The sequence below is a fragment of the Humidesulfovibrio idahonensis genome, assembly GCF_054657715.1.
The window spans coordinates 1,487,549-1,509,513 of the sequence record NZ_BAAHYE010000003.1; the positions used below are offsets into that span (position 1 = coordinate 1,487,549).

Genomic DNA, 21,965 nt, shown 5'->3' on the forward strand with positions numbered 1-21,965 from the left:
TCAGCACCTACTGCAAAACCCGTGCTGGTGCAACAGCGATGCAAGGCGGCGAAGCCCGCACGCTATTGGATGACGATCTCCGTGATGTAGACGCGCAAGACCTTCTGCTCGCCCAAGACAAGCGTCAAGCGCTCCACAATTTCCTTCTTGAGCAGAATTTTGTTCTCAAGGCTGCCAAGATCCTCGTAGGTCTTGCTGGAAAGCAGCAGCAAAAGCGCGTCCTTGACCTTGGCCATGTTCTTGTTGAGCTGATCCGCGGCGATCTTGTCCTTGCATTCGATGTCGAGCGCAAGCTTGAGGTAGCGGCGTCCCTGCGGTTCCGCAAGGTTCACCAGCAGCGGCGGAATGCTGACGATTTCGCCCGCGCCCTCAACGCCTGTGGCGTTGTCGCCGCCCTTGGCATCGCCGTGTCCGCCCTTCTCGTCCTTGGCCTCGCCATGGCCGCCCTCGGCCTTCTGCTCCGTGGCGTTGTCCGCGCCGGCGGCGGCCTTTTTGCCCATCCACCACTTATAGCCAAAGAACCCGCCCGCGCCCAAAGCGCCAAGCAGCACAACAAGAATAGCGATCATGATGATCAGCTTCTTCTTGGACTTTTTCGGAGCCTCACCCTCAAGGGCGACTTCTTCCGCAGGAGCCTTATCCGCTTTCTTTGCCACAGCAGTAACCGCCTTCTTCGATGCAGCCGGGACCACCCGGCAGATAGACCACAGGTCGCGGTTATCTTATCGACCGCATGACGAAAAGGTATACCCAATATGCTTACATTATGGCAAGGAGGCCAGCAGACCACGTCTTCAGGGCTTCTCGCGCCGTGCGCCCATTTTGGCGATTGGAACACAGAGGGCGGTGGGCAAGAGGCATCACGATGACGCATGCGTCCCAGCGCAATCACACGGCTGCCAGAATACAATGAATGGAGCGCGAAGACTGAACCCGTGGACTCGGCAGGACTATTTGGCGCTCACCCGGCGCCGCTTCACATCGGCGCTTCCCGCGTGCTCCATGTCCGGAGGCGGGCCATCTCCAGGCTGCAACTGCGCCACTGCCGGACTTTCATTGTGCTGCCCAAGGGTGTTCAGCCGATTGATGATGACTTCCGGATTGGGATAGGTGTCCTTCAGCGAAGTGAGCAGCTCCCGCGCCTTGGGAAGGTTGCGGTCGGCCTCGTAGGCATCGGCCAAGAGGTAGGTGCTCATGACCTTGACCTCTTGCGGAGCCTTGTCCATGGCCAAAATCTCTTCGAGTATCGTCTTGGCCTTGGGCCAGTTCCACGACATGCCGTACGTCTGCGCCAGTTCGTACATGGCGCGGCTCTTGGCGTCCACGTCCTTGGCCTGGCGGATGCACAAGGAAAAGAGGTCCACGGCGAGGTCGGATTTGCCCAAAGCCCGGTCGGCCACGGCCATGCGCATCTGCACCTGCACGGTCTTGGCCGGGTCGTCGCCCGCGGTGTCCAGGCAGCGGCCCCAGGCGTCCAGGGCCTTCTTGCGCTGGCCCTGCTGCTCGTACAGTTCGCCCAGACGGAACAAAAGCCCCCAGTTGTCTTTGGGGCGCGAGGCATATTCCAGGGTGGCCGTTTCAAGAAGGGTCACGGCCTTCTCGGGATCGCCCTTGACGCCGGAACAGATGTCCACCAGGCGCGTCCAGGCCTCCAGGCGATGCTTGCCCTGGGGATCGGACTGCAGATACCGCTCGTAGGCGGTTTCCGCCTCCAGGAAGTACCCGCCGGCATAGGCGTCGCGGGCAATGTCGAGGTCGACCTCCGACCCCGCGGATGCGCCCCGGTCGCAGGCCGACACAAGGACGGCCAGGACCAGGGCGCACGCGCAGAGGATTAATCGGATGCCGGTCATTGCTGGAGTCTACTCCTCGCCGGGGAGCTCCTCGGTCAAGCCTTCGATGTCTTCAAGACCGTCCACGGGGTCGAGCCCCTGGCGCTGCACCATGTCGAAGCCGGCCACGACGCCGCCCTCGCCAAGGTTGACCAGACGCACGCCCTGGGTGGCGCGGCCAAGGTTCAGGCTAACCTGCGAAACGGGGAAGCGCACGATCTTGTTGGCGCTGGAGAGAACGACCATCTGGTCGGTCTCGGCCACCATGACGGCGCCCACGACCTTGCCGGTCTTCTCCGTCACGCGCATGTTGATGATGCCCATGCCGGAGCGCGACTGGGCGCGGTACTGGTCGAGGGGAGTGCGCTTGCCGTAGCCGTACTCGCTCACGGTCAGAATCTGCTCGCGGTCGGGGTCGCCAGTAACGACGCCCGCCACGACGCGGTCCTTGCCGCGCAGGGCGATGCCCTTGACGCCTTCCGTGGCGCGGCCGGTGGGGCGCACCTCGGAAATGGCGAAGCGGATGGCCGTGCCCTGCTCGGTGATGAGCAGGATCTCGGCATCGTTGTGCACGTCGCAGACCATCATCAGCTCATCTTCGGGCTTGAGGCTGACGGCGCGGATGCCCGTGGTGCGGCTGTTGGCGTACAGGGCCGCGCTGGTGCGCTTGACCATGCCCCGGCGCGTGATGAACAGGAACTGACGGTCCTCGGCGAACTCGCGCAGGGTTATGGCCGTGGTGATGTTCTCGTCCTTCTCCAGAGGCACCAGGTTGGCGATATGCGCGCCCTTGGCGTAGCGGCCGGCCTCGGGCACCTGGTGGGCCTTGAGCTGGTACATGCGGCCCTGGTTGGTGAAGAGCAGCAGGAACTGGTGGTTGCTGGTCAAAAGGAAGGTGTGCACGAAGTCGCCGTCGCTGGTGGACACGCCGGCAATGCCTTTGCCGCCCCGCTTCTGCTGCTGGTAGTGCGAGAGGCTGGTGCGCTTGATGTAGCCGCGGCGCGACAAGGTGATGACGGCCTCTTCATCGGGGATGAGATCCTCGATGGCGATGTCCGTGGCCTCGTCGGGCATGATCTGGGTCTTGCGCGGCGTGGCGTAGTCCTCGCGGATGCGGCGCAGTTCGTCGCCGATGACGCCCTTGAGCACGGACTCGTCGGCCAGGATGCTCTTGAGGTAGGCGATGAGCTTCAAGAGCTCTTCATACTCGGCCAGCAGCTTCTCGCGCTCCATGTTGGTCAGGCGCTGCAGGCGCATGTCCAAAATGGCCTGCGACTGGATGTCCGTGAGGCCGAAGCGCTCGATGAGGCCTGTCTTGGCCTCGATGACATTCTTGCTGCCGCGGATGAGGGCCACGACCTCGTCGATGTTGTCGATGGCGATCTTGAGGCCCAGCAGGATGTGGGCGCGCGCCTCGCTCTTGTCCAGGTCGAAGCGCGTGCGGCGGATGACCACCTCGCGGCGATGCTCCAGGAAGTGCGAGAGGATCTGCTTGACGTTCAGCAGACGCGGCCGGTTGCCCACAACGGCCATCATGTTGATGCCGAAGGAGGTTTCCAGGGGGGTGAACTTGTACAGGGCGTTGATGACGATCTCGGCGATGGCGCCGCGCTTGAGCTCCAGCACGATGCGGATGCCCTTGCGGTCGGACTCGTCGCGCAGGTCGGAAACGCCGTCGATCTTCTTGTCGTTCACCAGGGCGGCTATCTTCTCCACCAGGCTCGACTTGTTGAGGGCGAAGGGGATCTCCGTGATGACCACGTTCTCCTTGCCGCCCTTCTTGACCTCTTCGACGTTGAGCACGCCGCGCATGCGGATGGAGCCGCGGCCGGTCATGTAGGCGTCCACAAGGCCCTTGCCCGCAAAGACCAAGCCGCCGGTGGGGAAGTCCGGCCCCTTGATGAAGGGCAGGAGGTCGCGCGGGCCGCAGTTCGGATTGTCCAGCACGAAGAGCGTGCCGTCGATGAGTTCGCCCAGGTTGTGCGGCGGAATGTTGGTGGCCATGCCGACGGCGATGCCCGAGCTGCCGTTGAGCAGCAGGTTGGGCACCTTGGCCGGCAGCACCGAGGGCTCCTCAAGGGTGTTGTCGTAGTTGGGACGGAAATCGACGGTGTTTTTGTCGATGTCGCCCAAGAATTCGCTGGCCAGCTTGGCCATGCGCACTTCGGTGTAACGCATGGCGGCCGCGGAGTCGCCGTCGATGGAACCGAAGTTGCCCTGCCCGTCAACGAGCGTGTCGCGCATGGAGAATTGCTGGGCCATGCGCACCAGGGCGTCGTAGACAGCCGTGTCGCCGTGCGGGTGGTATTTGCCGATGACGTCGCCGACGACGCGGGCGGACTTCTTGTAGGAACGGTTGTAGGCGTTGCCAAGCTCGTGCATGGCGAACAGGATGCGCCGGTGCACGGGTTTGAGGCCGTCGCGCACATCCGGAATGGCGCGGCCCACGATGACCGAGAGCGAATACTCCAGGTAGCATTTCTGCATCTCGCGTTCGATGGTGACGTTCTGACTCACGTATGTCCTCCGTATAAGGCGGTCCGGGTGGAATCCGATGGAGAGGCCTTGCCTGCTCCGCGATTCCCCCAGTCCCGCCAGGGGGCTTGAGATCCCTTGCCCGCATCGGGAGCCTGGGGCTCAAGCTGATCTACAACAAACTCCAATAGCTCAGGATTCCACGGGCGAAACGCGCCCTTGGCTGAAGTCCGGCAACGCTGCGGCCGGACGGATCACCTGGCTAAATATCCAATTCTTCCACAGTCATGGCGTTGCGCTCAATGAACTCGCGGCGCGGGGTGACAGAGTCGCCCATGAGCTCGCTGAAGATGCGGTCGGCGGCCTCGGCATCCTCCACATGGACCTGCAGCAGGGTGCGCTTGTCCGGGTCCATGGTGGTTTCCCACAGCTGCTCGGGGTTCATTTCGCCCAGACCCTTGTACCGCTGGACGGTGTAGCCTTTGTTCGATTCCTCGAGAGCCGTGCTCAAAAGGCTGAAGAAGCCGTTCACGCGGATGGGCACGCCTTCCGCGCGCGAGAGGCTGAAGGCCTCGCCGCCGCAGTCGGCCGTGAGGGTGTAGTGCGTCTCGTGGGCCTTGCGGTAGGTCTTGGAGTTGAAGAACTCCAAAGCCAGGCGGGTGCGGTGGCCGTTGACGCTGGTGAAGACCACAAAGCTGCGGCGCTCCGTCTCGTCCTCGCCCTGTTCGATGTCCATATGCACGCCATAGCCGGCGGCGATGACCGACGCCAGCAGCTCCTCCACCGGGGTCGTCTCGAAGGCTTCCGGCGTCAGCTTGACCTTCAGCAGCGCAATGAACAGCGGCTCCTCGACGCCCATGTGCAGGGCCTCGCGCACGCGGTCTTTCAGCATGCGGATGGAGTCGAGCAGCTTGCGCAAATCCTTACCCTTGTAGACCTTGAGGTCGCCGCCGGCGTGTTCGGAATGGTCGGCGGGGGCGTTCTCGGCCGTGGCGGTCAAATCCTTCTCCGCCTGGGAGAGCAGGAAGGCATGCAGCTCCTTCTCATCCTTGATGTACTTTTCAAACTTGCCCTTGTGCGCGCGGAACAGCGGCGGCTGGGCGATGTAAATGTTGCCGCGGGCAAGCAGCTCGCCATACTGGCGATAGAAGAACGTGAGCAGCAGGGTGCGGATGTGGCTGCCGTCCACGTCTGCGTCGGTCATGATGACGATCTTGTGGTAGCGCAGGCGGTTGAAGTCCGGCAGTTGGTCGTCGTCAAGCCCGTTGCCGGGCACGCCGACGCCCATGGCCGTGATGAGAGCGCGGATTTCCTTGTTGCCCAGCATCTTGTCGTAACGCGTCTTCTCCACGTTCAGAATCTTGCCGCGCAGGGGCAAAATGGCCTGAATGCGGGGGTTTCGGCCCTGTTTGGCCGAACCGCCTGCGGAGTCGCCCTCGACGATGAAGATTTCAGACTCGGAGGGGTCTTTGCTCTGACAGTCGGCCAGTTTGCCCGGCAAGGCGTTGTCGGAAAGCGCGCCTTTGCGGCGGACCAGATCACGCGCCTTGCGCGCGGCCTCGCGGGCCCTGGCCGCATCGACCACCTTTTCGATGATCGCCTTGGCGTCCTTGGGATTCTCCTCAAGGAAGTTTGTGAGCTTCTCATACACAAGGGTCGCCACCAAGCCGGCCACCTCGGAGTTGCCGAGCTTGGTCTTGGTCTGACCCTCGAACTGCGGCATGGGCAGCTTCACGCTCACCACCGCGGTCAACCCTTCGCGCACATCGTCGCCAGCCAGCTTCTCCTTGAGCTTTTTCGAAAGCTCGGACTTCTGGATGTAGGTGTTCAGCGCGCGCGTGAGGGCCGTTTTGAAGCCCGCCAGGTGCGTGCCGCCCTCAATGGTGCGGATGTTGTTGGCAAAGGTCTGGACGCTTTCCTTGTAGCCCTGGTTATACTGCACGGCTATCTCGGTGACCACGGTGCCGTGTTCTCCGGAATCGCTCTCGCCGATGGCGTAGATGATGTCGTGCACAACGGACTGGCCCTGGTTCAAGTCCTCGACAAAGGAGCGGATGCCGCCTTCGAACTTGAAATTGTCATGGTCGCCGGTGCGCTCGTCCAAAAATTCGATTTCCATGCCCCGGTTCAAATAGGCCAGTTCCTGGAAGCGCTTCTTCAGAATGGCATATTCGAACTGGTTGGTCTCGAAAATTTCATCGTCCGGCTTGAAGCGCACCTTGGTGCCTGTTCCGGTGGACTCGCCGATCTCCTTCACAGGGCCCGTGGGCGCGCCGCGCTCGTAGGTCTGCTGATAGAGCTTGCCCCCGCGCTTCACAGTGGCGATGAGGCTCTCGGACAGGGCGTTGACCACGCTGACGCCGACGCCGTGCAGGCCGCCGGAAACCTTGTAGGCGTTGTTGTCGAACTTGCCGCCCGCGTGCAGGATGGTCATGACCACTTCAAGGGCGGTCTTGTGCTCCTTGGGATGCATGTCGACGGGGATGCCGCGGCCGTTGTCGGAGACAGTGACCGAGTTATCCATGTGCAGGGTGACTTTGACGCGCGTGCAGTAGCCGGCCATGGCCTCGTCGATGGCGTTGTCGACGACTTCGTAGACCAGGTGGTGCAGGCCGCGCACATCAGTGGAGCCGATGTACATGGCCGGGCGTTTGCGGACCGCGGAAAGTCCCTCAAGAACAGTGATGCTGTCTGCGGTATAGGCCGCAGCGTTTTTTTCCTTGTCGGTCATTTAGGCGTTTTCCTCAGCGTAATAAGTCTCTTCCTGGATCATCATCGGCATGATGATGACGTTGTAATTCTGATCCTTGGCGCCGGAAACGCCACAAGGCGCCTCGGCTCCGGTAAGGGTCAGGGTGACTTCCTCGGACGAATAGTGCGAGAGAATCTCCATGAGGTTCTTGGTGGGGAAGGCGATGCGCTGCAGATCTCCCTGGTAGGTGGCGGCCAGGGGCTCCTGGGCCGTGCCGACATCCTGTCCCTGGCTGTAGAGCACCACTTCGCCCGGGCTGAACAGGAAGTATGTGCAGCGGTTGGAATCCGTGTTGAAGATGTAAATGCGCTCCAGGGTATCGATGAGCTCGGCCCGGTTCACCGTGAGCCGCGAGGCCGCGGGATCCTTCAACTTGGACAGGAAGCCCTGGTAGTTGGGATACTGGTAGAACGAAAGCGGCAGGCTGAAGGTCTCGCGGTGGTCGCCGGTGCGCAGGAACATGCGCTTTTCGCCCAGGGCCAATTCGATTTCATCCGCGCCAAGCCATTTTTTAAGCTCGGAGAGATACTTGCGCTGAATGAGCGCGCCCTCGCGCGGGAGCAGCCCAAAAATATCGTCGTTCACAAAGGTGAACATGGCGAACTGATGGCCGTTCAGGCCGCAAACCTCCACGCGCTTGCCCTGGGCGTCCTGCTCCGGCTTGAGGTACAGGCAGGCGATGGCCTCCATGCTGTCTTCCTCGCTGATGCAGAAGCCTATCTTCTCAATCACCTCGTGCAGAAAATCGCCGCTCCAGAACACGGTCTCTCCCTCCGGAAAGGGGGCGAAGGCCTGGAACCATTCCGGTTCGTTGGCAGGCAGCTTGTATTTGCGGCGCCCCTGCTCGATGAGCACGTTCTTGCCCTCGGCATCGGCCTTGATGACCAGCTCGCCCGCGGGCAGGTTGCGCACCAGGTCGCAGAAAGCTCGGCCCTGCACGCCCACACGTCCGGCGGTCTCCACCTGGGCGGGATACTCGCCGCAAAACTCCAGGCTGGAGTCCGTGGACATGATCTTGAGGCTGGCGCCCTCGGCTTCCAGCCAGATGCTGCGCAGGAACGCGGCGCCCGTTTTGGCCGGGATGATGCCGGCGGACTTCTGGAGGCCTTCAATGATTTCGTCGCGGTTTACTTTCACAAACATAGATATTCTCCTTGATGGCTATTATTAGCCGCGCCGTTTTGTTCCAAACTAGGGCAACTGACTATTTTTGTTTCGTTTATTGCGAACATCCCCTGTCGCTTCACAGGAACAGCCTGGTGTTTCACGGAGGTGCGCACAGGCTTTAGACCGGTTGCCGACAACGAAGCTTCAAATCTTTCAACACCTGTTTCATATCCTTGGCATCTTCTTGTAATTCATGAATTTTTTTGACGGAATAAATGACCGTCGAGTGGTCCTTGCCGCCGAAGGAGCGGCCCAGGGCCGGGTAGGAGAGGCCGAGCATGTGCCGGCACAAATACATGGCCACCTGGCGGGCAAGGGCTATGTTTTGCCTTCTGTCCTCGCCGAGAACGTCTTTTTTGCTGACCTGGTAATGCTGGCACACGGTGTCGATGACCACGTCGACGGTGATCTGCGGCTGGTCGCGTTCTTCGGTGTTGGAGAGGATCTGCTCGAAGTCGCGGGCGGAAATGTCGCGCCGGACCAGTTCACGGAAGGCCAGCAGCTTGATGAGGATGCCGCCCAGGGCCCGGAAATTTTGAAAGCGCTGGGCCAGAGTCAGCACCTGCTCTTTGGAGAGCGGCAGTTTTTTGGCGCGCACACGTTCCTGGATCAGGGCCACGCGAACTTCCATGTCCGGCTGTTTGAGGCCGACCACGAGGCCGCCCTCGAGCCGTGAGCGCAGCGTGGGCAGAAGCTCTTCCCATGCGCCTATGCGGTCCTGGCAGGTAAAGACCATCTGCCGGCGCGTATCCTGGAATTGGTTGAAGAGGACGAGCAGTTCCTGTTGCAGCCGCTCGTCGCCAGCCAGCCAGTGGATGTCGTCGATGAGCAGAAAATTGTGCTGGTTGATATTCTCCCGAGCCGTGAGGACATCCGGTCCGGAGAGTATGGTGCGCAACCCTTCGCCCGTGGTGACCAAAATGGTTTCCAGGGGGTGGGTTTTGGCTATTTCGTTGGCTATGGCCTTCAGCAGATGGCTTTTCCCGGATCCTGACTTTCCGCAGATGACAAAAGGATTGAACTGTGCGCCGTCAGACCGGGCCACTTGCCGGGCGGTCTCCAGCGGGAAGTAGTTTTTGGAGTTGGTCAGGAAGCTTTCGAAGCTGTACTGGGCGTCGAAGGGGAAGGCCAACTTGCGGGAAAATTTGGGTGAGGCTTCGGGCTGCTGCGCGCCGTTTCCGTTTGAGGGAGCCGGTGCGCGGCGGGTTGCGGGCGCAACGTAGCGGATGTCGCAGGCGCGGCCCTGGAAGCGGAACAGCTCGGCCTCGAAGCGGTCCTGCATGCGCCCGGCAAACCACTGGGCAAAGTAGCTGTGGGGGAAGACGACGCGCACTTCATGCCCGCCCTCGGACATCTCGATGTCCAGGGGGTCGAACCAGCGTTTGAGCTCCTGCTCGGAGCAACTGGCGGACAAATGTTCACGAAGGGCTTTCTTCACGGCCGGGGACGCCTCGCTTTGGCGGTGCAATTTGTGGATAAACAAGGATATTTTTTTTGGTTCGGATGACGGGGTAAAGACCGGTCGCCATCGCCCTTGCTTGTACCTGAAAACCCTTTCGATGCCAAGCAAAAGCGCGCTGCATGCGCCGGAAAAAACATTGCCAATCAGCGCGTTTTGGGACATGTTGTGCAGCGCCGGATGCCGTGTGATTTTCCACAGATGGCCCGGGGTTTTTCCAGAGAGTGTTCAAATGCCCGGCTGCTCCGGCCGGGCGGCAAAAGATAAGCAACGGTTATGGGTATGAGCGGAAAGAAAAGCAAAAGCACGGCCTTCACTCTGGTTATTCCAGCCGGGGCCGCGCGCGTACGCAAGGCTTTCGCCCCTGCCACACGCGTTTTGGAAGACGCGCGGCATAAAAAGCCGAAGCACCGCCCAGATCACCTCGCCGAAACAGACGATTCCCGCCCTCTGTAATCTGGGCGCGTGCGGAGGAAGCATGGCCGTAAAAGCCAAAGCCGGTAAGACCATAGCCGAGATCAACGAGCGCATCAAAAAAGGCAAGGCCGTCGTCCTCACCGCCGAGGAAATGGTCGAGACCGTGAAGCGCCTGGGAAAGACCAGGGCCGCCAAAGAGGTCGACGTCGTCACCACGGGCACTTTTTCTCCCATGTGTTCCTCCGGCATGCTCTTCAATTTCGGGCAGGAGCCGCCCCTCATGCGCGCTTCGCAGGTGTGGCTGAACAATGTGCCCTGTTACGGCGGCTTGGCCGCCGTGGACGCCTACCTGGGCGCCACGGAGCCTTCTGCCGACGATCCGCTGAATAAGGTCTACCCCGGGCGTTTCGCCTACGGCGGCGGTCATGTCATCGAGGACCTGCTGCGCGGCAAGCCCGTGCGGCTGCGCGCCAAGTCGTACGTCACGGACTGCTACCCCCGACGCGACCTGGAGAAGGACGTCACCCTGGCGAGCCTGCCCTACGCCCAGCTGCTCAATCCCCGTAACTGCTATCAGAATTATAACTGCGCCGTGAATATGAGCGGCCGCACCATCTATACATATATGGGCCCGCTGAAGCCTGGGTGCCGCAACGCCAATTACGCCACCTCGGGCCAGCTTTCGCCTTTGTTCAACGATCCCTACCTGCGCACCATCGGCCTGGGCACCCGCATCTTCCTGGGCGGCGGCGAGGGCTATGTCATCGGCGCGGGCACGCAGCACAACCCCAAGCCTCCGCGCAACGAGCGCGGCCTGCCGCTGTGCGGCTCGGGCACGCTCATGCTCAAGGGCGACCTGAAGCACATGGATCCCCGGTACGTGCGTGGTCTTTCCCTGGTGGGCTACGGCTGCTCCCTCAACCTGGGCGTGGGCATTCCCATCCCCATTCTGGACGAGGAGATGGCCTGGTTCACCGGCGTGGCCGACGCGGACATCCAGGTGCCCATCAAGGACTATGGCTACGACTACCCCACGGGCGTGCAGCGGATCATGGGCTACGCGACCTTTGAGGAGCTGAAGAGCGGCTCCATCACCGTGAACGAGCGGGCGGCGCAGACCGTTCCGCTCACGAGCTACACCATGTCGCTCGAAATAGCGGAGACGTTGAAAAAATGGATTGAGGAAGGAAAGTTCTTCCTCACCGAGCCGCAGGACAAGATTCCATCCATGTGAGACGAAGGGAGGCCGTGAGCCTCCCTTTTTTTGACGGCCAGACTGTGTTGATTGGAGACGCCGCAGGGGTTCCGCCTGGCGGAACGCGGCGTGCAAACTTCGAAGGACCCGCACCATGCCAGAATTGTTTCGAGCGGCTCAGGTCGCGTCCATGATTCCAGGACAGCCCATGCTTGCCGACGCCGCAGTGGTCGTCGACGGCATGGAGATTCTGGACGTGGGCGGCTATGCGGACATGAAGCGTGCGCACAGCGGCCCTGTGCGCGACCTTGGCGACGTGATTCTGGCCCCGGCCACCTTCAACAGCCATGTGCACCTGGAAATGTGCCACCTGCTGGGCGTCACCACCTCCGGCCAGGGCTTCGTGCCCTGGGTCAAAAGCCTGGTGGCCCAGCCCCTGTATGCGCTGGACGTCGCCCGCGTGCGTTCCGAGCTGTTGCGCATGGAGCAGCGCGGCGTCGGCTTCGTGGCCGACATCAGCACGCACAACGCCGCTGCCGTGGGCGAGATCCTGTCCGGCTCCGGCCTCGGCTTCGTGTCCTTCAACGAGGTCATCGGCCGCGAAGTGCCGACCGACCCGGCGCAGCTGTTGCCCCGGGTGAACGCTGTGGACGAATGCGGCCGGGGCGTCATGTCTGTGGCCGGGCATGCGCTCTACAGCACCGGGGGCGATCTTTTGCGCGCGGCCAAGGCGGCGGCGCAAGAGCGGGGCCTGCCCTACTCCCTGCATTTGGCCGAGCACTCAGACGAGGACAGCATCCTGCTCACGGGGCAAAGCGAGTTCCTGGACCTGCTCAAGAGCCGCGGCGTCATCAGCGGCTACGAGGCCCCGGGCAAGCTGCCCGCGCCCCTGGCGGCGGAACTGGAGCTGCTGGATGCGGACACGCTCTGCGTGCACTGCGTCACGCTCAGCGATGCCGACGTGGTCCTGGTGGCCAAGAGCGGGGCAACGGTGTGCCTGTGCCCGCGCAGCAACGAGTACATCGGCGTGGGCACGGCCCCGCTGCGCAAGTATCTTGGCGCAGGGGTGAACGTGTGCCTGGGCACGGACGGCCTGTGCTCGAACAATGACCTGGACCCCTACGGCGAGGTGGCTTGGCTCTTGGCCCACGATCAGGACCTGAGCCTTGTGGAGGCCCTGGCGTTCATCACCGTGAACCCGGCGCGATACTTTGGCCGGTCTGTGCCGCAGGCCGCGCGCCTGGGCAGTTTGGCTCCCGGCAAGCTGGCGCGCTTTTCCGTGGTGCCCCCGGCCATAGTGGATATTTTGTCCCAAAGGTAACGACCCGCCCCCACGGGGGAGACGCCCGGCTTGAGGCCGGGGGAGGAAGGAAGCCGACATGCAGTGGAAACATAAAGATTTGCTGGATGTCTCCCAGCTTTCCGCGGATGAGGTGCGCCATATCTTGGCCACTGCCGCGTATTTTCGGGAGATCAACAGCCGGCCCGTCAAAAAGGTCCCAACGCTCAAGGGCCGCAGCGTGGTGCTCTTTTTCGCAGAGCCCAGCACGCGCACCAAGACCAGCTTCGACATGGCGGGCAAGCGCCTCTCGGCGGACACCTTCGCCCTGGCCAAGAGCGGCTCCAGCCTGGTCAAGGGCGAGACCCTGAAGGACACGGCGCTGACCCTGCAAGCCATGAATCCGGACGGCATCGTCATCCGCCACTCGTGCAGCGGCGCGGCGCAGTTTTTGGCCGAGCGTCTGGAATGCAGCGTCATCAACGCCGGTGACGGAAGGCACGCCCACCCCACCCAGGCCCTGCTCGACGCACTGACCTTTTCGCGCCACTGGAAGGGCGACTTCGCGGGCAAGACGGTGCTCATCTTGGGCGACATCGCCCACAGCCGCGTGGCGCGCTCCAATGTCCTGCTGCTGAACCTGCTGGGCGCCAAGGTGCGCCTGTGCGGGCCGCGCACCCTCATGCCGCCCAGGCTCGACACCTGGCCCGTTGAGGTGGAGAGCGACCTGGCCAAGGCCTGCAAGGGCGTGGACTCGGTCATGTGCCTGCGCCTGCAGCTGGAGCGCCAGCAGGCGGGCCTGCTGCCGGATTTGCGCGAATACGCGCGCACCTACGGCCTGGGCGCGCGGCACATGAAAGACGCGGCCCCTGGCTGCTGCATCCTGCACCCGGGGCCCATCAACCGGGGGGTCGAGATCGACTCCGACCTGGCGGACAGCGCCGAGAGCTTGATTCTGGAGCAGGTTGAAAACGGCGTGGCCGTGCGCATGGCCCTGCTTTTCCTCTACCTTACCCGCAAATCGCCGGATGCCAGCCAGGTTGGCCAGCCCGGCATGCCCGAATAGGAGGCCGCCCATGCCCGAGAAGCAGAAGAAACTCGACCTCGCTGTGCGCGGCGCCCTGTGGTTTGGCCCGCTCAAGGCCGACGGCAAAGGCAGGACGGCCAAGAAAGGCGGGCAGCCCGGCAAGGGGCAGTTGGTGGACGTGCTGGTGTCCAAGGGCAAGATCGTGGCCCTGACCCCCGCGGGCAGCCTGGACCTGCGCGCCGCGCACGAGGTGGAGGCGAACGGCCAGGTGCTGCTGCCGAGCCTCACCGACGTGCACGTGCACCTGCGCGAGCCCGGCCAGGAATACAAGGAAGACATTGCGAGCGGCCTTGCCGCCGCCGCTCATGGCGGTTTCGCCAACATCATGTGCATGGCCAACACCCGGCCCGTGAACGACAACGCCAGCATCACCGAATTCATGCTGGAGCAGGCCCGCAAGAGCTGGCCCCAGGGGCCGCGCCTGTTTCCCATCGGCGCGCTCACCAAGGGCCTCAAGGGCGAGGAGCTGGCCCCCATGGCCGAGCTCAAGGCCGCGGGCTGCCGCGCCTTTTCCAACGACGGCCGCCCCGTGGCCAGCACCGAGCTGTTCCGCCGCGCCGTGGAGTACGCCCAGGATTTGCAGTGCATCGTCATCGACCACTGCGAGGACCCCTACCTTGCCCCGGCCGCGGGCATGAACGAGGGCGTGGTCTCCAGCCGCCTGGGCCTGCCCGCCCAGCCGGACGTGGCCGAGGCCATCCAGGTTGCGCGCGACGTGCTCCTGGCCGAGTATCTGAACGCGCCCATGCACCTGGCGCACATTTCGTGCGAAAAGAGCGTGGCGCTCATCCGTTTCGCCAAGGCGCGCGGCGTCGATGTGACGGCGGAAACCTGCCCGCACTACCTCACGCTGACGGAAGAAGAGGCCGGGGGCTTCAGTGCCCGGGCCAAGGTGAGCCCGCCCCTGCGCGCCCAGGCCGATGTGGAGGCCCTGCTTGACGCCCTTGCCGACGGCACCATCGACATGCTGGCCACGGACCACGCGCCCCATGCCGCGCACGAGAAAGAGGTCGAGTTCGACGAGGCCCCCTGCGGCATCTCCGGCTTGGACACGGCCCTCGCCATCACCTGGGAGCTGGTGCGCTGCGGCAAGCTGCCTTTCGATGCCTTCATCCGCGCCTGGACAACGGCCCCGTGCAGGCGCTTCGGCCTGCCGGTGAACGCCTTCCAGCCCGGCGACACCGCGGACTTTGTGCTCTTCGACCAGGACGCCCAGTGGACCGTGAGCGCCGAGACGATGCACAGCAAGAGCAAGAACACCCCGTTGCTTGGCCGCACCCTGCGGGGACGGGTCGCGGCCCATTTCCTTGCGGGGAAATACGTGGTAGGAAAATTAACGGCGGGCGCGTAGCCCCGCCAGACGATTTTGAACCCCGGGCCCCAGCCCCCCTTCATTCGCGGGGCCTTCAAGCGGAGGAGCAATGAGCCAGCCTTTCAAAGACGCGGTGGGTCTGTGCAAGACCATCATGCGCAACGGCTACGACGCATACGTCATCAACGCCCGCCTGCAGAAGTCCATCCTGGCCGAGGCCGCTTCGGAACTGGCCATGGACATCAGCACCGAACTGGACTTCGATGGTCTGAAGCGCCTGTTCCCGAACATCGAAACCTGCAATGAAGACGGCGTGGTCGGCTTCATCCGCCAGGGCGAAGCCAATTTCTTTTTCCACCCCGCCGCGGTGGAAGACGGCGGACATCCGGAAGAATGCGTCGCCCGGCTCACGCCGCGCCTGCTCAAGCTGCTGCAGGACAAGGGCGAGATTCCCCTTTCCGCGGCCTGCCCGTACCTGCCCTCGCCGCAGGAGCAGGACCACGGCCTCGTGTTCGACGGCGGCGAAGTGCGCATCAAGGGCTTCCCCGACCAGGCCCTGAAGCAGGACTATCTGCTGGCCGTGCGCGTCATGCGCTTTGCGGCCAACTACCACCTGGTCATCGAGCCCAACACCTGGCTGGCCATCATCCGCGGCGCGCGCCGCGTGCTGGACTACTGCCCCGTGTCCGACGTCATGGACGAGTGGCGCAAGGTCGAAGCCGAGAACATGCACGCCTTTGTGAAGCTGCTGCTGGAATGCCAGATTCTGCACGGCCTCATCCCGGAAATAGCGGCCCTTGCCCGCGTGAAGCAGACCAAGAACCCGGAGGAGGGCGAGGAGACCGTCTTCGAGCACACCATCCAGGTCATGCGCCATTACCCGGAAGTGCTGCCCTTTGACTGGTACGGCACCCTCGCCTGCATGTTCCACGATGTGGGCAAGCTCTACACGGCGGAGTACTCCGAAGGGCAGTGGAGCTTTTTGCAGCACCACCGCGTGGGCGCCAAGGTCACCCGCAAGATTCTGACCCGCCTGCACTTCCCGCCTGAGGACATCGACCTCATCTGCACCCTGGTGCGCGACCACATGCGGCCGCACTTCATGCTCACGGACAAGGGCATGCGCCGGCTCAAGGCCATCGACGAGTACCCGCGCATCCTGGAAATGGTCCGCGCGGACATCAAGGCCCGCAACGGCTCTTACCGCGAATTCAACCACAACCTGAAGATGCTGGAGCGCGGCGACACGCCGGAAGAGGCCCTGGAGCCGTTCCTCAACGGCCGCGACATCATGCTGGCCACGGGCCTGCAGCCCGGCCCCACCGTGGGCATCATCCGCGATGCGCTTTTGAAGGCGCAGATCGCTGGCGACGTGACGGGCATCGAGGAGGCCAAGGGCTTTGTAGTCCGCTACGCCAAGGACGAAGGCCTGGTGAGCTAGCCCGCGGACCACGCGAGCAAGCCGAAGCAACGACGCCAAAGGGCGGCGGGAGATGCATCTCCCGCCGCCCTTTTTTTGCACCTATTGGTGTTTGTTGTGGTTGAGGCGAAAGGCTAGGATCCTTGCAGCAGCGCGGCATATGCCCGCACGCCTCGGGCAATGTTGTAGCCCTCCACAATGGTTTGACGGGCAGCGGCGCGTAGGGCCATGTGGTCCTGCGGCAGGGTCAGGGCGGCAGTGACCTGGGTCGCCAGGGCCTCGGTGTCGAAGAAATCGAACAGCAGCCCGTTCCTGCCCTGCTCCAGCACCTCCTGCACCGGCGGCGTGGCCGAGGCCGCAACCAGGCAGCCGCAGCTCATGGCCTCCAGCATCGACCAGGACAGCACGAAGGGATACGTGAGGTACACGTGCGCGGCAGAGACCTGCAACAGGGACCTGTAGGCGGCGTAGGGGATCTGCCCGGTGAAGAACACGCGGGAGAGGTCGAGCCGCGGTCCGACCTCGGCCAGCAGCTTTTCGCGCCAGCTGGGCGCGTCCGTGGGCATTCGGCCATAGCTGACGCCGTCGCCGCCAACGACGACCGCAACGGCGTCGGGGTTGCGACGCTGGATCTCGGGCAGGGCGCGCAGGAACATGTGGATGCCCCGGTAGGGCTCCAGGTGCCGGGCCACGTAGGTCACCACGGGCTCGCCGGGCGCGAGGACGCGGCCATTGGCCAGGGGGAAGCGCGCGGCGGGGTTCGGGGCCATCAGCGTGGTGTCGATGCCCTCGTGGGCCACGGTCAGCTTGTGCTGGTATGCGTCGGGGTGCAGCGAGCGCTGCCACAGGGTCGGCGTAATGCCCGCGTCGCAGCGCTCCAGATTCATCAAATGCAGCATGTTGCGCGAAGTGAGCATGGCCGCATGGTCGAAGTCGGCCTCGCTGCCGGGCTCGAAGCCCACGTCCGCTCCGCGTGCGTGGTAGTAGAACTCGAAAAGCGACACCAGCCGCGCCTCGGGGAAGACTTCCTTCACATAGAGGGCCTCGCCCCAGCCGGGGTGGGCCAGAATGACCTGCGGCGCGTAGCCCTGCCGTTTCATCTCCAGCATGAGCTTGGCCACGGCCTCGCCCCGGAGGGCGGCGGCGTTCAGGGTGCCCAGGTACTTTTGCTTGGGCGCGGGGGCGTTCTTGATCACATAGCGGATGAGCCGGATGCCCGGAAGCCCAGCCGCCTGCTGCGCGCCAACGCCCAGCACCTCGTGTCCGCTTTCGGCCAGGTGCTTGGCGATGTGCCGGAACTGCCCCGGGAAGTTCTGGTGCAGGATGAGGATGTTCATGGCTGTGGCTGTAGCGTGTTTGCGCTCGGCATGGCAACACGCGCAAGCGCCGGCCGCCTATCCTTTGTGGGCCAGGCTTTGCCTATCGCGCAGCGCCGGGAACAGGCGCATCCACACAATGACCACAAGCAGGGTGCAGGCCCCGCCGATGACCACCGAGGGCGCGGCGCCGAACCAGGCCGCGGTGACGCCGCTTTCAAATTCGCCCAACTGGTTGGAGGTGCCGATGAACACGGAGTTCACGGCGCTCACCCGGCCGCGCATTTCGTCGGGGGTCTCCAGCTGCACCAGCGACGAACGGACCACGACGCTGACCATGTCCGCCGCGCCAAGCACGGCCAGGGCCGACAAGGACAGCGCGAAGTTGCGCGACAGGCCGAAGACGATGGTCGCCAGACCGAACACGGCCACCGCCGCGAACATCTTGCGGCCCACGGCGCGGGTCATGGGCATGCGCGCCAGGTACAGCGACATGAGAAGCGCGCCCACGGCCGGGGCGCCGCGCAAAAGGCCCAGGCCCATGGGGCCGGCGTCCAAAATGTCGCGCGCGAACATGGGCAGAAGGGCCGTTGCGCCGCCCAGAAGCACGGAGAACAGATCCAGCGAGATGGCGCCGAGCACTTCAGGTTTGCTCTTGATGTACGCGATGCCGCCCAGGATGTAGCTGACGCTCAAGGGCTCGCGCGCGCCCGTGGGGCGGCTTGCGCGGATGCCGTTCAACGCGGCGATGGAGGCGAGGAAGGCCAGGGCGCACACGGCGTAGACCACCTCCGCTCCGGCGGCGTAGAGCGCGCCGCCCAGGGCCGGGCCGATGATGATGCCGGTTTGCCGGGCCGAGGCGCTTAAGGCCAGGGCGCGCGGCAGCAGGCGCGTTTGGATGAGCGAGGGCAGATACGCGGACATGGTCGGATGCACAAAGGCCCGCGCTCCGCCCATGACGGCGGCGCAGACGAGCATGGCCAGTTCCGTGAGGCTGTGCGTCAGGCTGCCGGCGGCCAGCAGCAAGCACACGAACAGCAGCACGCCCTGGCAGATCATGACCACGCGGCGGCGCTCGAAACGGTCTGCGACGTGGCCCACAACGAGCGTGAGCAGGAACTGGGGCAGGAATTGGGCCAGTCCCACCAGCCCAAGGCTCAGGGCGCTGCGGGTCAGGTCGTACACCTGCCAGCCCACAGCCACGGTGAGCATGTTGTATGCCATGAAGTCGGCTGTCTGCGAGCTGACGAAGCGGGGGAATGGCGTGTTTCGCAGGCCTGTGGCCTGTTGTGGCGTCTGGTCCATGGGGGGGCCTCCGTTGCGCCCGCGCGAAACTACGCGCATGACCCCGGAGCATCAAGCCCTGAATCGCCGGGCCAATTGGCCCAAAAGCGCCGGACAGACGCGTTGCCTGTCCGGCGCTTGCGGCGGGGGTTAGTCCGCCACCTCGAAGCCGATCTTTTCGATGGCCTTTTTGACCGCGGCGGGGTCGTAGGAGTCGGCGGCGTCAAAGGTGGCCTTGCCGGAGAGCAGATCCACGTTGACGTTCGAGACGCCCGGCTGGGATTCCAGGGCCTTGGTCACAGACATGCGGCAGTGGTTGCAGGTCATGCCTTTCACGGTGATGCTGGGCATAGGGGGCTCTCCTTTTCGCGGTTATGGTTTGAAGAAGCGCAGACGCAGGGCGTTGCCCACCACGGTGACGGAACTGAGGCCCATGGCGGTTCCCGCAAGCATGGGGTTCAGGGTCGGCCCGCCAAAGGCGTACAATAGTCCGGCGGCCACGGGAATGCCGATGGAGTTGAAGGCGAAGGCCCAGAACAGGTTCTGGCGGATGTTGCGCATGGCCGCGCGTGAAAGGGCCAGCGCCGTGAGCACGCCGGAAAGCCCGCCGGACAGGAGCACCATGTCGCCGCTCTCCACGGCGGCGTCGATGCCCGAGCCCATGGCCAGGCCCACGCCCGCGCTGGCCAGGGCCGGCGCGTCGTTGATGCCGTCGCCCACCATGACGACGGTCTTGCCCGAGGCGGCGAATTCGTCGCGCAGCACCTCCACCACCTTGGCCTTGCCCTCGGGCAGCACCCCGGCGATGATGTTCGTCACCCCGGCGCGCGCGGCGATGGCCTTGGCAGTGCGTTCGTTGTCGCCCGTAAGCATGACCACATGCATGCCCAGGGCCTTGAGCCGGGCCAGAACGTCCACGGTCTCCGGCCGCAGCTGGTCGGCCACGCCAAGAATGGCCGCCGGCGCGCCGTCCACCTCAAGGCACAGCGGGGTTTGGCCCGCATCGGCCATGCGCGCCACGGCTTCACCGAAGGGGCCTTCGGCAAAAGCCGCGCCGGCAAAGGCCGCGTTGCCCAGGCGCACCGCATGGCCGGAAACCCGGGCCTCTATGCCCTGCCCCGGCTGGGCTTGGAAGGACTCCGGCGCGGGAATGGCGATGCCGCGCGCCGCGGCTCCGGCCAGCACGGCCTGCGCCAGGGGATGCTCGGAGCGGCTTTCCGCCCCGGCGGCCAGGGCCAGGAGCTCATTCTCGGCAAGGGCCAACCCCGGCGCGCTGACGATCTCCGTCAGCTCCGGCTTGCCGTGGGTCAGGGTGCCGGTCTTGTCGAAGATGACCACGCCCGCGTTGCTGGCGGCCTGCAGGGCCTCGCCGCTTTTGACGAGCACACCCAGCTGCGCGCCGCGCCCGGTGGCGACCATGATGGACATGGGCGTGGCCAGCCCCATGGCGCAGGGGCAGGCGATGACCAGCACCGCCGTGAAGATCTTGAGGGCGAAGGGCGCGCCCGCGCCATAGAGAAGCCAGCCCAGCCCCGCCAAAACGGCCATGGCCATGACCGTGGGCACAAACACCGCGCTGATCTGGTCGGCCAGGCTGGCGATGGGCGCTTTGGAGCCCTGGGCCTGCTGGACCATGTCCACGATGCGCGCCAGCATGGTGTCCTCGCCGGTCTTTTCCGCGCGGATGGTCAGCGCGCCCGCGCCGTTGAGGGTTCCGGCGGCAACGCGGTCGCCCGGACCCTTGGCCACGGGCAGGCTTTCGCCCGTGAGCATGCTTTCGTCCACGCCGCCGGAGCCGGAAAGCACCGCGCCGTCGACGGGAATGCGCTCGCCCGGGCGCACCAGCACCGTGTCGCCGGGAATGACCTCGGCCGCGGGCACCTTGGTTTCTTCCGGCCCGAGTTCGCCGTCGCGCAGCAGGGTGGCCGTGTCCGGCGCGAGGGAGAGCAGCGCCCGCACCGCGCCTGTCGTCTTGAGCCTGCTTCTGGCCTCCAGGTACTTGCCCAGGGAGATCATGGCCAGCAGCACGGCCGCGGACTCGTAATACAGGTCGTGGGCGCGGTGGGCGGGCATGTCGCCCAGGAGGATAAGCGCCGTGTTCCACAGGCTGTGCAGGAAGGCCGCGCCCGTGCCCACGGCCACCAGGGTGTCCATGCTGGGCGCTTTGTGCAGCAGGGCGGGAATGCCCCGCAAATAGAAGCCGCGTCCGGTCCACAGCACCGGCAGGGTCAGCAGTAGCTGGGCGCAGGCAAAGGCCGCCGGGCTCTGCTCCGGGTCCAGAAAGCCGGGCAGCGGCAGGCCTGCCATGTGCCCCATGGAGAGCACTAGCAGGGGCAGGGCGAAGGCGAAGGCCGGAATAAGCTCGCGCTTCTGGCGCTCCAGCCGCTGTTCGGCCTCGTGGCGGCGCTCCTCAAACTGCGCGGCCGAGCGCGAAACGATCTGCGCGCCGAACCCGGCGTCGGCGATGAGCTGGAGCAGGGCGGAGGGGCGGACCAGGCGCGGATCGTAGACCACGCTGGCGCTTTCGGTCGCCAGGTTCACGGCGGCTTCGCGCACGCCCTCGGCGGCCTTCAACACGCGCTCGATGCGCGCGGAGCAGGCCGTGCAGGTCATGCCCGTCAGCGCCAGGTGCAGGCTGGCGGCGTTTGGCGCGTCCGCCTCCGGCGCGTCGAACAAGGCCTCGAACCCGGCGTCGGCGATGGCGTGGGCCATGTCTTCGGTGTTGTCGCGGTCCGGGTCGAAGGCGACTTCAAGGCTTTCCGCCGCAAGGCTCACGTCCGCCCGCGCCACGCCTTCCCGGCCGCGCAGAATGCGCTCAATGCGCGCGGAACAGGCCGCGCAGTGCATGCCTTTGATGCGCGCCCGCGCTGTGATCGTCTCCGCCATGAAACCTCCAGCCGGGGCCGATGCCGCAAGCCCCGGAGCCATAGGTAAGGTCGGCGCCGGGCATGTAAAGCCCGCAGTGTGCCA

General features: G+C 64.5%; 15 protein-coding genes. 5 read left to right on the forward strand and 10 right to left on the reverse strand.

Annotated elements, in window-relative coordinates; translation table 11 throughout:
* Positions 1-62: 62 nt before the first annotated feature.
* The 6 genes from ACYQ4W_RS13060 to ACYQ4W_RS13085 form a co-directional block, all read right to left on the reverse strand.
* The gene (locus ACYQ4W_RS13060) at positions 63-656 is read right to left on the reverse strand and encodes a flagellar basal body-associated FliL family protein (protein WP_459857387.1); all 594 of its coding nucleotides are present in this window, start codon (positions 654-656) and stop codon (positions 63-65) included.
* A gap of 294 nt (positions 657-950) precedes the next feature.
* Positions 951-1,853, reverse strand: a complete 903-nt coding sequence (locus ACYQ4W_RS13065; protein WP_459857389.1) for a tetratricopeptide repeat protein — start codon at positions 1,851-1,853, stop codon at positions 951-953.
* Between the two features lie 9 nt (positions 1,854-1,862).
* Positions 1,863-4,349, reverse strand: a complete 2,487-nt coding sequence (gyrA, locus tag ACYQ4W_RS13070; protein WP_459857391.1) for a DNA gyrase subunit A — start codon at positions 4,347-4,349, stop codon at positions 1,863-1,865.
* A gap of 220 nt (positions 4,350-4,569) precedes the next feature.
* Entirely contained in the window at positions 4,570-7,038 is a 2,469-nt protein-coding gene (gyrB, locus tag ACYQ4W_RS13075) for a DNA topoisomerase (ATP-hydrolyzing) subunit B (protein ID WP_459857393.1), read from the reverse strand.
* Positions 7,039-8,202, reverse strand: a complete 1,164-nt coding sequence (dnaN, locus tag ACYQ4W_RS13080; protein ID WP_459857395.1) for a DNA polymerase III subunit beta — start codon at positions 8,200-8,202, stop codon at positions 7,039-7,041.
* A 142-nt stretch (positions 8,203-8,344) separates the two neighbouring features.
* The gene (locus ACYQ4W_RS13085) at positions 8,345-9,796 is read right to left on the reverse strand and encodes a DnaA ATPase domain-containing protein (RefSeq protein WP_459857398.1); all 1,452 of its coding nucleotides are present in this window, start codon (positions 9,794-9,796) and stop codon (positions 8,345-8,347) included.
* Between the two features lie 367 nt (positions 9,797-10,163).
* Here ACYQ4W_RS13085 and ACYQ4W_RS13090 point away from each other — a divergent pair, with 367 nt between their 5' ends.
* The 5 genes from ACYQ4W_RS13090 (at position 10,164) to ACYQ4W_RS13110 (ending at position 16,416) form a co-directional block, all read left to right on the forward strand.
* The gene (locus ACYQ4W_RS13090; RefSeq protein WP_459857400.1) at positions 10,164-11,336 is read left to right on the forward strand and encodes a homocysteine biosynthesis protein; all 1,173 of its coding nucleotides are present in this window, start codon (positions 10,164-10,166) and stop codon (positions 11,334-11,336) included.
* A 151-nt stretch (positions 11,337-11,487) separates the two neighbouring features.
* Positions 11,488-12,618: an amidohydrolase family protein gene (locus tag ACYQ4W_RS13095; RefSeq protein WP_459857402.1), complete on the forward strand. Its 1,131-nt coding sequence runs from the start codon at positions 11,488-11,490 to the stop codon at positions 12,616-12,618.
* A 58-nt stretch (positions 12,619-12,676) separates the two neighbouring features.
* The gene (locus tag ACYQ4W_RS13100) at positions 12,677-13,642 is read left to right on the forward strand and encodes an aspartate carbamoyltransferase catalytic subunit (RefSeq protein WP_459857404.1); all 966 of its coding nucleotides are present in this window, start codon (positions 12,677-12,679) and stop codon (positions 13,640-13,642) included.
* 10 nt (positions 13,643-13,652) lie between these two features.
* Positions 13,653-15,014: a dihydroorotase gene (locus tag ACYQ4W_RS13105; RefSeq protein ID WP_459857406.1), complete on the forward strand. Its 1,362-nt coding sequence runs from the start codon at positions 13,653-13,655 to the stop codon at positions 15,012-15,014.
* Positions 15,015-15,084: 70 nt separating this feature from the next.
* Positions 15,085-16,416: an HDIG domain-containing metalloprotein gene (locus tag ACYQ4W_RS13110; protein WP_459857409.1), complete on the forward strand. Its 1,332-nt coding sequence runs from the start codon at positions 15,085-15,087 to the stop codon at positions 16,414-16,416.
* 113 nt (positions 16,417-16,529) lie between these two features.
* On the opposite strand, the gene ACYQ4W_RS13115 is transcribed toward ACYQ4W_RS13110, so the two are convergent.
* The 4 genes from ACYQ4W_RS13115 to ACYQ4W_RS13130 form a co-directional block, all read right to left on the reverse strand.
* Complete coding sequence (locus ACYQ4W_RS13115) at positions 16,530-17,732, reverse strand: glycosyltransferase family 4 protein (protein WP_459857412.1); 1,203 nt, start codon at positions 17,730-17,732, stop codon at positions 16,530-16,532.
* A gap of 57 nt (positions 17,733-17,789) precedes the next feature.
* The gene (locus ACYQ4W_RS13120) at positions 17,790-19,016 is read right to left on the reverse strand and encodes an MFS transporter (protein ID WP_459857414.1); all 1,227 of its coding nucleotides are present in this window, start codon (positions 19,014-19,016) and stop codon (positions 17,790-17,792) included.
* Between the two features lie 129 nt (positions 19,017-19,145).
* Positions 19,146-19,346 (reverse strand): heavy-metal-associated domain-containing protein, encoded by a 201-nt coding sequence (locus ACYQ4W_RS13125; RefSeq protein WP_459857416.1) that lies wholly within the window; start codon positions 19,344-19,346, stop codon positions 19,146-19,148.
* A gap of 21 nt (positions 19,347-19,367) precedes the next feature.
* Positions 19,368-21,881: a heavy metal translocating P-type ATPase gene (locus ACYQ4W_RS13130; protein WP_459857418.1), complete on the reverse strand. Its 2,514-nt coding sequence runs from the start codon at positions 21,879-21,881 to the stop codon at positions 19,368-19,370.
* Between the last annotated feature and the right edge of the window lie 84 nt (positions 21,882-21,965).